Annotated in this window: 9 protein-coding genes; 4 read left to right on the forward strand and 5 right to left on the reverse strand. The window is 35.8% G+C overall.

Going from position 1 to position 13774, the window contains the following annotated elements:
- Positions 1-105: 105 nt before the first annotated feature.
- Positions 106-1158, reverse strand: a complete 1053-nt coding sequence (locus KO527_RS07395) for an aldo/keto reductase (protein ID WP_216039689.1) — start codon at positions 1156-1158, stop codon at positions 106-108.
- Between the two features lie 160 nt (positions 1159-1318).
- Here KO527_RS07395 and mrcB point away from each other — a divergent pair, with 160 nt between their 5' ends.
- Positions 1319-3733, forward strand: coding sequence for a penicillin-binding protein 1B (gene mrcB, locus KO527_RS07400; protein ID WP_216039690.1), 2415 nt, complete (start codon positions 1319-1321; stop codon positions 3731-3733).
- 2 nt (positions 3734-3735) lie between these two features.
- The gene (locus KO527_RS07405) at positions 3736-5304 is read left to right on the forward strand and encodes a cobyric acid synthase (RefSeq protein WP_216039691.1); all 1569 of its coding nucleotides are present in this window, start codon (positions 3736-3738) and stop codon (positions 5302-5304) included.
- A gap of 56 nt (positions 5305-5360) precedes the next feature.
- On the opposite strand, the gene KO527_RS07410 is transcribed toward KO527_RS07405, so the two are convergent.
- On the reverse strand, positions 5361-7277 hold the full coding sequence (locus KO527_RS07410) for a hypothetical protein (RefSeq protein WP_216039692.1): 1917 nt from the start codon (positions 7275-7277) through the stop codon (positions 5361-5363).
- 202 nt (positions 7278-7479) lie between these two features.
- Between KO527_RS07410 and KO527_RS07415 the strand changes: the two genes are divergently transcribed.
- On the forward strand, positions 7480-8298 hold the full coding sequence (locus KO527_RS07415; protein ID WP_252733524.1) for an AraC family transcriptional regulator: 819 nt from the start codon (positions 7480-7482) through the stop codon (positions 8296-8298).
- 128 nt (positions 8299-8426) lie between these two features.
- The gene (locus KO527_RS07420) at positions 8427-9764 is read left to right on the forward strand and encodes a serine hydrolase domain-containing protein (RefSeq protein ID WP_216039693.1); all 1338 of its coding nucleotides are present in this window, start codon (positions 8427-8429) and stop codon (positions 9762-9764) included.
- A 79-nt stretch (positions 9765-9843) separates the two neighbouring features.
- Here the strand turns inward: KO527_RS07420 and KO527_RS07425 are convergent, their stop codons facing one another.
- From KO527_RS07425 to KO527_RS07435, 3 genes are read right to left on the reverse strand one after another with little or no spacing between them, the layout of a single operon-like run.
- Positions 9844-11307: a DUF3526 domain-containing protein gene (locus KO527_RS07425; protein WP_216039694.1), complete on the reverse strand. Its 1464-nt coding sequence runs from the start codon at positions 11305-11307 to the stop codon at positions 9844-9846.
- Complete coding sequence (locus KO527_RS07430; RefSeq protein WP_216039695.1) at positions 11304-12689, reverse strand: DUF3526 domain-containing protein; 1386 nt, start codon at positions 12687-12689, stop codon at positions 11304-11306. The genes KO527_RS07425 and KO527_RS07430 overlap by 4 nt, the downstream gene beginning before the upstream one ends.
- Entirely contained in the window at positions 12683-13420 is a 738-nt protein-coding gene (locus tag KO527_RS07435) for an ABC transporter ATP-binding protein (RefSeq protein ID WP_252733526.1), read from the reverse strand. Before KO527_RS07435 ends, KO527_RS07430 begins: the two co-directional genes overlap by 7 nt.
- Between the last annotated feature and the right edge of the window lie 354 nt (positions 13421-13774).

Here is a 13774-nt window from a genome sequence, read left to right on the forward strand (position 1 = left end):
AGCTATTTTTACAGTGTTTAATTTAAAAATATGTATTAATTTAAGAATCAGGTGAATATAGGTTAAAACCCTATAAATACTAGGGTTTTAACAAGTTTAAATAAATTAGAAAGGCATAGGGTATTGTTTTAATACTTGTTTGATATCCGATAACACAGCATCGCTCAGCGGCTCACTAAATGCTGCTATATTTTCTTCAAGTTGTGTCATATTAGTGGCGCCAATAATGGTAGAAGTCACACCATTTACTTGGTCGCACCAACCTAATGCAAGCTTTGCTGGAGAAATATTATGTTGTTTTGCAACTTCTAAATAAGCATCAACGGCTTTACTTGAATGTTCGGTATCTCTAAATAAACCATTGCGTTGCATGAAGGTCCAACGGCTCCCTTCTGGGCGGGCACCATTTTGATATTTACCCGTTAATAAACCAGTAGCAAGCGGTGACCAAGGAAGGTAAGCGATATCTTCGTTTACACAGTTTTCAATTAAATATGGCCAGTCTTTAGCATGTAATAAGCTAAATTCATTTTGAATTGATACCATGCGAGGTAGGTTATGCTGCTCGCTTAAACGTAAATATTGATTTATTCCCCAAGGCGTATCGTCAGATAAACCGCAATAACCTATTTTTCCGGCTTTTACGCATTTATCAAGTCCTTGCAAAATATCTAACATTTGCTCTGTTTGTTCAGTGGCATTTACATCTGTGTAAGTGATATTGCCAGGCCATTGATTGCCAAAATGTGGCGATGTACGGTTTGGCCAATGCAATTGATATAAATCGATATAATCAGTTTGTAGTCGTTTTAGGGAGTCTTCTACCGCCTGTACTACGGTTTTACCACTAATTTTACTGCCTTCACGGATATAAGAAAAACCAGGACCAGCAATTTTTGATGCCAGTACGATTTCTTTACGGCGAGATGGGTTAGCATTAAGCCAATTACCTATTATTGCTTCTGTTTTTCCGTAAGTCTCTTCAGATGGCGGTACTGCATACATTTCTGCTGTATCAATAAAGTTAATACCTTGTTCTTGAGCGTAATCTAATTGGGCATTAGCATCTTGTTGATTATTTTGTAACCCCCAAGTCATACTGCCTAAACAAATGCGGGATACCTCTAATGGGCTACTACCTAAACGAACATATTTCATGCGTATTCCTTAATTATTTTCTTGAGCAGCTAAGCAAATCTATTCTATCTGCTAAAACATCTGTATCCTAGACACTAAATTTAAATAGTGATGCAAAATGGTTACATTTTTTTGTTTCAAATTATTTTATCTAGTAAATAAAAGACGTAATATAAAATAGATGGCAACTAAAAAAACATCAGATAAAAATGCTCCTGCAAAAGAAAAAGCAGTGAAAAAAACAGCTGAAAAAAAAGAATCAGTAAAAAAGCCTGCAGCTAAAAAAACAGCAAAAAAATCACCCGTTAAAAAAGCAACTCAAAAAAAAACAACTAACAAAAAAATATCTAAAGCACCGTTAAAGTCGCGCATTTTTAGTTGGATTTTTTCTGTTACTTGGAAGTCGGCTTTAGCAGTTTCTTTGTGTGCCATTTTATATTTTATATATTTAGATTCTAAAATAACCCGCCAATTTGAAGGTAATAAATGGCAGCTACCAGCACAAATATATGCCCGTGCTATGACGTTTTATCCGGGGCAATATTTATCTAGTGATGAAGTGATATGGGAGCTAAACCGACTTAATTATTCTGAAGTGAATCATATTACCAATACAGGGCAATACGTCATAAATAAAAGTAAGAACGGGCATCGAATTCGTATTCATCGCCGTGCTTTTGAATTTCATACCGGTACTGAGTCAGATATTATTATTGAGTTAGTATTTGGCTCTAAGCGTTTGGTGACAATTAAAGATAGTAGAGGCAGACAGCTAGGTGGTGCAAAACTAGAACCAGTGCAAATTGCTCGCTTGAGCAACGCAACAGGGCAAGATCGTGAATTTGTGCCGCTAGAACATATGCCCGACATGCTAAAAGAGACATTACAGATTGTAGAAGATAAAGACTTTTATACCCATCATGGTGTATCGCCTTTTTCTATTTTACGTGCTTTATATACCAATATAAAAGCGGGCAGAACCGTTCAAGGTGGCAGCACATTAACGCAGCAATTAGCTAAAAATTTATATGAGAAACGTGAGCGTACTTTAAGGCGTAAAATCAATGAAGCTTTTATAGCGTTAATATTAGATTACCGTTATAGCAAAGATCAGATTTTAGAGGCTTATTTAAATGAGGTGTATTTAGGGCAAGCTTATAATCAAGGTGTTCACGGTATGGGACTAGCCAGTGATTTTTACTTTGCTAAACCAATAGATGAGCTTGAATTTGATCAAGTTGCTTTATTAGTCGGCATGGTTAAAGGCCCTTCATTTTATAACCCAAGACGTTATCCTGAACGTGCTATGAAACGCCGTGATTTAGTGCTGCGTTTAATGGCCGAAAATCAACTTATTAGCCCACGAGAATATAAACAGGCATTAAATCGTCCTCTTAATATCCAATCGTTAAAGCGCAGTGCCAAAGTAGCGCATCCTGGGTATTTAGATTTAGTGAGTCGTCATCTAAAAACTTTATTACCTGATGTAGATACCATAGATGCAGGTGTGCGAGTATTTACTTATTTTGATCTGCAAAAACAAACTGCTATGGAGAATTCTGTTGTAAATAGTCTGTATTATTTAGAAAAACGTAAAAAAGCCGACAAATTGCAAGCGGCTATGATTTCAGTGAACTTACAACATGCTGGGGTCTCCGCTTTAGTTGCAGGGCGTAAAACTGGGTATTCAGGTTTTAATCGCGTATTAGATGCTAAACGCAATATTGGCTCTTTAGTTAAACCTGCAGTTTATTTAACAGCTTTACAGGAGCCTGAATATAGCTTAGGGAGCTTATTACAAGATGAAGCAATAACACTTAATGATGAAACAGGGCGCAACTGGCAGCCTGCAAATTATGATAGAAAATTCCGTGGTCCTATGCCGCTGTATAAAGCATTTAGTAATAGTATTAATTTGCCTGCCGTGCATTTAGGTTTAGAAGTCGGCGTTGAAAATATTGCTAACACTTTAAACAAGCTCGGTGCAAAACAAGAAATTCAAACATACCCTTCTTTATTGTTAGGTGCGGTTGAAATGTCGAGCTTTGAAGTCGCTCAAATGTATACAACTCTAGGTTTATCGGGTTATTACCAAAAACTCACTTCAATTGCTGCCATTACCGATTCGGTTGGTAATATATTGCATCAACATAAAGCAAAACCTAAAAAAGTGTTTGATCAAGAATCTAGCTATTTAACGCGATATGCAATGAAAAAAGTAACGCGTGAAGGTACCGCAAAACGCTTGAAATCTCATTTTCCTACAATGCAATTAGCAGGTAAAACAGGCACCACAAACAATTTGAGAGATAGCTGGTTTGCAGGGTTTGACCAAAATACAGCTACTGTAATTTGGGTAGGCCGTGATGATAATAAATCGACTTCACTGACGGGTAGCAGCGGTGCATTAGAGCTTTATATTCGTTATTTAAAACAGCTGAATCCTGAATCAATTGCTGAAACACGACCAAACACGATTAAATGGGCCTTTGTAAATGAAGAGACTGGCAAACAAGCGCCACCTGGCTGTGGCACTGTTATTAAGTTACCTGTTAGAGTCAGTGAGTTTAACCCTAGACCTAAGTGTGAACGCTAAATATGAATATTAAAACACTCATAGAAACAAAAACACTCATGGTTCAGGGCACGACTTCTGATGCCGGGAAAACGACATTAGTGTGTGGTTTAGGGCGAGTATTTAAACGTAAAGGTATTAAGGTAGCGCCGTTTAAACCGCAAAACATGGCGCTTAATAGCGCAGTTACCATTGATGGTGGTGAAATTGGGCGTGCGCAAGCATTACAAGCACAAGCCTGTGATTTAGAGCCTATCTGTGATTTTAACCCTGTATTGTTAAAACCCAGCTCAGATATTGGCTGCCAAGTGATTATTAACGGTAAAGTTACAGCACAATTAGATGCGCAAAACTACCACGATTACAAACCAACAGCGATGGAAGCGGTGCTTAAAGCACATCAACGTTTATCTACTGATTTTGAAAGTATATTAGTTGAAGGGGCTGGGAGTCCTGCAGAAATCAATCTACGTGATCGTGATATTGCTAATATGGGTTTTGCTGAAGAAGTTGATTGCCCAGTCATTTTAATTGCAGATATAGATAAAGGCGGGGTATTTGCACATTTAACGGGTACTTTAGCCTGTTTAAGTGAGTCTGAACAAAATCGGGTGATCGGTTTTGTGATCAACCGTTTTAGGGGCGACCCCGCTTTATTAACATCAGGCTTAGATTGGCTTGAAGAAAAAACAGGTAAACCAGTATTAGGGGTTTTACCTTATTTACAAGGTTTACACTTAGACAGTGAAGACTCTGTTGCGCTAGAGCAAGTAGTAGATAAACCTAAATTGAATGTTGTGATCCCAGTTTATCCAAGAGCTAGTAATCACAACGATTTTGACTCTTTGCGCGCTCATCCTGATGTAAATGTACAATTAGTTGGGCCACAGCTCATTGGTGCACAAGTAACAAACAGTGAATTACAGTCAAATAAACCACAAGCTGATTTACTCATTTTACCGGGTTCTAAAAATACGCAAGCAGATTTAGCTTGGTTTAAAGAGCAAGGCTGGGAAGACTACTTAAAACGCCATTTAAGATATGGCGGTAAGGTCTTGGCTATTTGTGGTGGTTTGCAAATGTTAGGGCAAGAAATTAAAGACCCTGATGGTATCGAAAGCCTACAATGTAAAACCACACAAGGTTTAGGTTTATTACCGTTTGTTACGACATTAAAAGCGAATAAAGAACTGAGCTTAAAAAATGGCATATTAGACTTGCCTGGTCAAAGTAAGGTCGATATTCAAGGATATGAAATTCATGCAGGTGATACTTTAATAAATAATTCAATAAATACAGCAGATATTAAACAAGTGGTATTTGATAACGATAAATTAAAAGCATCATTCGGCTCAGGTGTGATATCAGATGATAACCAAATATTTGCCAGCTATTGGCACGGATTAATGGATACGCCAGCAGCATTGACTGCAATTTTAAATTGGACGACAGATGCAAAGGATGGCTGTGAATTTAAACATGTTGATTACCAAGCATTACGTGAGCAAAGCATTAATCATTTAGCGAATAGTATCGAACAAGAATTTGATTGGGAAAAATTAACGGCGGCACTTAATAAGTTTAATGGCTAGTTTGAAAAAAGAGATAATAAAACACTGATTTTTATTATCTCTTATTGAATTAAGGTTTACTTTTCACCTTCTGTGATACGTTCATTATCAGCTTGGCTGTCACTTTCATTTCGTAAAAATCCAGCCGCTTCACCTTGAGATGATAACTGTTCAGGCGTATTTCTTGATGCTTGATTAACTTTTAAAATATTTTCAGCATGTTGTAAATCAGCAGTATTGGTAAAGCCTGCGATATTTTCACGCGCTTTTAAGAAATCTCTAATCTCATTAATAATACTTTGCAGTTCACTTTCATTTTTTTCCATAGACATAACATAACGTTGCATCTCAATATTATTATTGCCGCTAGATGCAAAAGTGCTTGTTGTGATACGTGAGCTTACAACCCAAGGTGTAATTGATGATTTTACAACAACATTTTCGCTTCGCGTTGAATCATGAATAGACATACCGGTTGATATTTTAGACTCTGCAAATGTACCTTCAGTTTTCATATACATTAATAAAGAATCAAACTGCATTTCAGCCCAAAAAATATGAGAGAAGTTTTCCATCAGACGACCAATAGTTACAACAATTTGCCACATAAATAATGTTGTAATTAAGCCAACGCCAATAACAGAGCCTTGCGCTATGATGTCAGAAAGTACAGATTGCCCTTGTTGTCCAGATAACTGAGGAGGGTTATTAATCATGTTTTGTACATATTCAACAACCATAGCAATATCTGTTGTTAAGCTAAAAAATACAAATGCAGCAATGACCAGCAATACTTGAGCAGAAATGGTGGCGGCTAATCGCACTAACTTAAAGTTTTTACTATGTTCTGTCGGTTTAAACTCAGGCTGTGTTTCTATGAGTAACTCACCAGAGAAAGAGCCTTTACCTTGGCTTTGCTCATTTAATACGGGATCAAAATTAAGATAAGTTCGGTTTGGTATCTCTTTGTAGCGGCGATTGGCTAATACGATATTTTCAATATTAATAAAAACTTCGTTAGGATGAACAGACTCTTGTAAGTTTTCTCTAAATTCACTTACTTCTGTTTTAGGTTCTGATTGTTGACTGCGAATAACCACCATGAAGATGATAAGTGCGCAACTAATGGCACCTAAAATAAATAACAATATAAGACTTGGCCAAGCTGAAAAGAACTGTGCGTTATCAAATAATTGATTTAAGGTATCAGGTTTATCAATGTTTTTAGTGATGAAGTGGTATCCCATACCAATTACAACAGGAAAAATAATAGAGAAGGCAATTATCTTTGCAAGGCTGCCAGCGCCAGCGCTTTTAAGTTGCTTAACTTTTCTTAAATCCACTGCTGATGCCGCTTTTCGCCATGCAGTGATAAGATAGCCCAATAATAAAACTGAAAATGCAGGGATAATAATATGGCCAGCTTCTCCGGCTAAACCACTTGAAGATACAAAATAAGTTAAACCAAAAGCAACTAAGGCAACAAAAGTGGTTAATAAAATAGCGATCACTTCTTGCATGATATTACGGATTGGATAAGGTAAAAATATTAGCTTTGGAAAAATAGAATGAACAAAACGACCCATCCAGCCTTGAGGCTCTTTAAATGTGGTGTTTTTACGACCCATTAGCATAGATTCTAATGTTGATGCTTCATAAGCTAATGCGTTTTGTTTTTTTTCTAAATTAGCGTTATCAGATTCACTTTTTGTTTGGTTATATGCCAAGGAGCTAGGAATAGAACGACCAACAAAAAACTTAAACAATTGAAATAAACCGCTACCACAACGGGTTAAACCACTGATAAGTAGAACTAAGCCAAAAATAGCATAAATCCAAGCTTCAATCATATTTTTTTCAATAATATGCGTGATTTGAAATAAGCTATAAAAACCTAAACATGAAATTAGTAGCCCGCCTATTGTGCGCGCTAATCCCTCTTTTTTAAAGGGATTGGTGATCCCTAAACCGCTAGACCCAAAGTCATATGCCATTTTATACTCCAGTATAAATTTATCCGTTTACTTAATTTAAAAGTATTTAAATACTTTCAATGTATAGATCATACCTGCTAACGAATTAATTTTCATGAAGTTTTTGATATAACAATAATGTACAAGTTTTTTTATTGTTGGTATGTTAATTTTAAGGCTATTATTTCCAATTGTGTCATTTAGATTTAAAAGAGGAAAGATTTTGACTGAAAAAGCAGCATTTACTTTGCATCAAGAACTCGGTGGACTTGAAATGGTTGAAGCTGATTTTTGTAATCATAATTTTTCAAAGCATAGCCATGAAACATACACGATAAATGTGATTGAAAAAGGTGCGCAACGATTTTTAAGTTCAGGTAGTAATTATATGGCACCCGAACATAGTATTATTTTTGTAAATGCTGATGAAGTACATACTGGCCAATCAGGCACAGATAATGGTTGGTCATATCGTGGTATCGCGCCATTTGAATCACATTTTACTAAATTAGCATCTGATATTGGATTAACTGAAGGTTTTGCGCCTTATTTTCCTAATGCAGTTGTACAAGACCCACAAATGGCTACTGAATTATGTCAGTTATTTCATATCCTTGCCAGCTCAGATAATACGCTTTTACGTGAAACCATGCTGTATGGTGTATTAACGCGTTTAATGCTCAAGCATGGTAAAAGCCGAAATGAAATAAAACAACAGCAAACATCTAATCAAAAGCTTGAATGGGTAAAGCAATATATTAACGATCATTTAGAGCAAAATATTACGTTAGAAACCTTAGCTAAAATAAGTGATTTTACGCCATTTTATTTAGTAAGACAGTTTCAAAAAATGTATGGCTTACCGCCTCATGCTTATCAAATTCAGCAAAGGCTACGTAAAAGTAAATCTCTACTAAGGCAAGGAAATAAGGTTGCTGATGTAGCTACAGATGTTGGTTTTTACGATCAGAGCCACTTTCATCGCCACTTTAAAAAAGCCAATGGCGTAACCCCAAGTCGTTATGCGAGACAAGTTGGTTAAATCTTTTAGGTCAAAATAATAAACACTATTACTCCTATTAAGTTTATCCATATATTAATCAATAGTTGACATATCTAGATTACAGATGTAATTTAAATTACATCTGTAATCTATGCTGTGCTGTCTCTATGAATTATTTAAAATCGTTATCTTTATCAATGTTATTATTGTGTTTTTTCGTCAAAAGTGAAGATATTAATGATAAAACTTTACAGTGTTATGCTGAACCGTCAGAGCCAGGTATTGCGGTATTAGTAAGTAAACAGGGTAAGGTCATTTATAAACATGCATTAGGCTTAGCTGATGTATCAAAAACAACCTCCATAACAACTGATTCTATATTTCAAATAGGTTCAATCACCAAGCAATTTACAGCCGCTGCTATTTTGTTATTAGAGCAACAAAATAAGCTCTCACTGAGTGATACTTTGAGTGACTTTCTCCCATATTACTCAAAAGCAGGAAAGAATATCACTTTAGGGAAAATGTTGAGTCATACTTCAGGGCTGCCTAATTACTTAGGAAACTCAGAAACCATGTTAAAAGCTAAAAAATATGCTCACATCGATATGATATTAACGCAACTATCGAAAGATCCGCTTATTGTTGAGCCGGGTGAGCAATATGCTTATTCCAATACTGCGTATGTATTTTTAGGAAAGGTCATTGAGCAAGTATCGGGTCTGAGCTATGCCCAATTTATGCAGCAAAACATTTTTAATCCACTGAATCTTAAAAATACTTTTGTAATAACTACAACAGAGTCAGATCCAAAAATAGTAAAAGGCTATGAAAAAAATAAAGATGGCCAAATAATTGATTTAATGCCGGTCGACCGAAGTTGGATTGCTGCTGCAGGTGCGATTGCTTCAAATTTAGGTGATATGCATAAATGGCATTTAAGTTTAATAAATGGTGATCTTATTAATGCACAAAATTTTAAAAAAATGATAACCCCCTTTAAGTTAAATTCAGGAGAAGCTATAAATTACGGGCTAGGATTTGATATTTACCCAATTAACCATAAAAAAAGTATCAGTCATCAAGGCTCAGTGCCGGGTTTCTTTAGTTTTTCTGCATATTTTCCGGAACAAAATGTATATGGTATTGCCCTTAGTAATAGCAATACGCATCCAGGTCCTGCTTTATTACATATACTGAGTAAAGGCTTAAAAACTTTACCTGACAAAGTAAGCGTTATTAACCCATTAGATATAAATAAACTTGTTGGGCAATATGATATAGGTGATGGAGAAGTGAGAACCATTAGTTTTGAAAACAATCAGTTGTTCTCTCAAAAACAAGGTAAAGAAAAATATCCATTAGTGTTAAGAGAAAATAACGCGTTTTCTTTTGAGTGCGATTCTGATTATTTTCAATTGATTACAACTGATGAAGGTAAAGTGGGATTACAAAGGAGGTCTTTGTATTTTGGTAAAGGGAATATTTCACTTAAGCTACTTTAATAAAGTATGTTTATATCAATAAAGTTACTTATATTGGGATTATATTAATTTTAAATATAATCCCTAATACATTCTTTTCTTAAACTAACACCCCCGATTGTTGCGGTTGGGCTATGCGAACTATCTGTTTTTGGCTATAGAGCCATATGCTCAGTGATAAAATAAACAATGCTAAAATACTCCATAGATTGATAGTTTGAGTTTTAAACTTGCTATCAAATTGAGGTACTGTGCTTAAATCTTTTAGTGTGGCATTGGCGCTACAGCCAGAGCATGGAGAAAAATCATTATTTTCATTTGCCTTAGCTATTTCCCGACTAAAAAATACTTGTAGTTCGCTGTGGTGACGCTCAACATTTTTCATAAAAGCGTGATGTCTTAAAAGATCGTTTCCTGCTAATGAGACAAGTTGTGCTTGAACTAGGGTCGCAGGCGATAAAAACTTAAAGTTATCGGCAAAAGTTTGTTGAGTATTTTTAGCCTGTTCGAACACTTGATCTAAATGCGTCATGGATTTTTCTATCGCATTAATTGATGCAATTTTCTTTAATGCAAAGTCTGCAGGTTTGTTTTGATTGGCCAATTCAGGATGATCTTGAAAAAACGCAGCAAGGGTTTTTTCTGATGCTTTTTTTGCTTCGTCAGCGCTGTGGCGTAGCTCATCTAAATAATGCAAACGAGAAGGCGTTGGATAAAGTTGATTGATGCTGGTATTTATTGCAGCAGGGAGCACGATGACTAGCATAAGCCAAATAGTCATGAGTTTAGCTGCATTGTTAGCAACAGTCCTACCTTTACTAATAACCCAAACACTGATCGCCAGCCAAAATACGGTATAGCTAATTACAATCAGTATATAGCTTCCAATTTGAGATAAGCTGATACCTATTTGCAGTGTCACTAAAAGAAAAATACTTATAATTAGAAAGGGTCCAACCACTAAGCTAGCTCTTAGTAAAATTTGCATATTAATAAGGGTTTTAATATTTGCGCCTTGTAACAGCATTAAACGTAATTGACCTTGTTGTCTTTCTTGAGAAAGCGCGTTAAAGCACACAGCAATAATTAACAAGGGCAGAATATAAATAATGACAAAGCTTAAATCAAACTGACCGAGCATGAGTTTTAATGGATGCTGATAATCATATTGATGAATAATATTTTGCTTTTCTTTTACTAACATTTTGAAAAAATAAGGTAAAATATCAGATTGACCTGTCGCGATAGGTGAAGTAGGTAAGGGCGGTTTACTCGCGTAGTTAACCATTAAGTAAAATGCTTGCCCGCGTAAGTCGTATTGATCTTGCCACCATTTTATATCTTTGGTTTTCAGCAGGCGCTCTTCTAATCCCTCAGCAGCTTTGTTTAGCGCCATTGCTTGTTCTATTTTTGCTTGCTGTATGACTTGATGTTGCTGTTGGCTATGATTAAAACCACTAAAAAATGCGATGATTGCACATGCACAGCTAATAACGACAACCCAGGTAATGAGTTTTTCGCGCCATAGGTTTTTAAGTTCGGTAGAGAGTAACAGGTTAATCATCTTTGTTCCTCACGTTTTATTTTTTTAAGAGTGAATGCACACAACACTGTTAGCGCCACTAACCAAGCTAATAAGTTTAAAAAACTAGGTATATATTGCTGGTAAAGTTGGCTAAATGAAGGGTTTTGATAGTTAAACTTTGGAATTTTTTGCCATAATTCAACGCCAGCTTTATAGTGGCCAGTTGTTTTATGTGCGTTATCTCTTTGATTAAAGTTAAGGGTTTCTTGAATTAATCGTCGTTGCTTTTCAGCTTCAGCAGAAAAGTGTAAATGATGCTTAAAATCAGTTGCAGCCAATCCCATAGAAAGAGTTTGTAATGCGATAAATGGGCTTAAAATACCAAGTTGCTGGTAAGTGTCTGATTGAGCTTGGAGTTGGTTATTACGCTCAGAAAACAATAAATCAAATTTTTTGTCAGCATATTGTTCACCAAATTGAAGCTGTGCTCCTCCCCAATTAAAGGGAAGTTGGTCGGTTGTACTCACTTTATACTGCGCTAATGTTTGTTGTTTAAATTTAGCGATTGCTTGTTCACGTTCTGGTGTATACACATCGCTTTTTAATCGTGATTCGAATGCTTGGCTAGATATCACAGGATTAGCTATTGTAGCGTAATACATTGCTAATTTAGGGAGTAACAAACTGGTAAATACCCAAAGACTTAATAAAATTATGAGAGCTTTTCTGGCACTGTTTGCTAATGATGAAATTGTGACTGTAAGTAAACACCAAATAAAGACATATATAAGATAAACACCTAAAAATATACCGGCTCTTAATTCTATGGTATTAAATATTAATATGCTGATCGCTACAGGAATAAGTAAAGCACTTGCAATAGTAAATAACATCAATGTTTTGGTAAAAAATAGCCGTGCTGGACTGACACCCATAGCTAATAATTGTTTTAATGTACCTTGTTCTCGCTCTGTGGCAACTAAACCAAAACCGATTAATACCACAAGCAAAGGTAGCAATACTTGTAGCACAAAAGCGGGTGAAAGCTGACCAAATCGAGCAATAGATAATGTATCTTGTATTGGTCTAAACAAAGCGTTATTGCGGGTATGTGCTTCAAGTCTAATCACATTACCTTGATAGTCTTGTAGTCCTGAATCTAAAAGTGACAATGATGATGCAGGCTTCATTACATATGTACCATAATGGGCAGCAGAATGAGGACCTTTATCGCCTTGATTTAGCCAGCGTGCTCGCTCTGATTCAGAGACAGCTTGTTGATCTGCCACATATTGACTATGACTCTGCCAGCTAGATAAACAGGCAACTAACAATAATAATGCCGCGATTCCCAGTAACCAATTTAGTTGACCTTGTCGCTTGGCATCAACCCACTCTTTTTTAAGTGCAAGTCCTAGCATGTAACAGCTCCCTTTATATGTTCAAGGTATACCGTTTCAAGTTGTACTTGCTTAATTTGTTCAAAACCTAAAGTATCGACTAATTGACCTTGATTTATGATAGCAACACGATGGGCATCTTCTTGGGCTCTAAAAAGATCATGTGTAGCCATTAAAATAGCAACGCCTTGAGAGGCCAGTTTTTTTAATAAATGGCTAAACTCATGGCTAGCTGAAGGATCAAGCCCAGAAGTCGGCTCATCTAAAATAAGCGCTTGAGCATTTTTAGCGAGTGCGATGGCAATGCCTACTTTTTGCCGCATGCCTTTTGAGTAACCAGCCACTTGTTTTGAGAATGCATGTTCAGGTAAACCAACAAATTTGAGCAGTTCTTTAAATTCTAATTCTGTTTTTTCAATTTGTGCCATTTTGCTAAAATAAATCAGGTTTTCTATACCTGTGAGTCGGGGATATAGTGCAACTTGTTCGGGTATATAGGCTATTTTTTTACGGGCGGTAATAACATCTTGCTGCGGATCAATACCTGCAATACTAATCTCACCACTATCTGGTTTTAAAAAACCTAATAAACAATTTATAGTTGTGGTCTTTCCTGCGCCATTAGGCCCAAGTAAAGCAAGTATTTCGCCTTTGTTGACGTTAAGTGAAAGCCCATTTAGTGCTTGATAATCACCAAATTGCTTTTTTAAATTATTGATGGTGATCACCACATCAGATTGTTTTGCCATCATTTTTTTCCTTGTTAATTAAATATTGTTCAATTAGCCCCTAGATACGACTCAATCTATGCTTTGTTTGGAGCAGATAAATCGATAAATGGTTTATAGTAGGTCGTTTTGTGATAGGTATCGTACCTTCTTATTGAAATGATTTTGATATGTTATATTATAACTATTGTTTTTTGTAGATATTAATATTCTTTTATTCCGAACGCGTTAATTTTTGTTGGTGAGAAGCTGGTTATACAGTGACATTTGAAAATATAAGTTGTATGTAATCAATAATTTAATTAAATAACTGATCATTAATTTATTACGTATATATCTGAGGTGATTTATAAATTGGTCTAAGCTTTAACGCCTAGA

Origin of the sequence: Pseudoalteromonas sp. C2R02, assembly GCF_018860845.1 — a bacterium.
GTDB lineage: Bacteria > Pseudomonadota > Gammaproteobacteria > Enterobacterales > Alteromonadaceae > Pseudoalteromonas.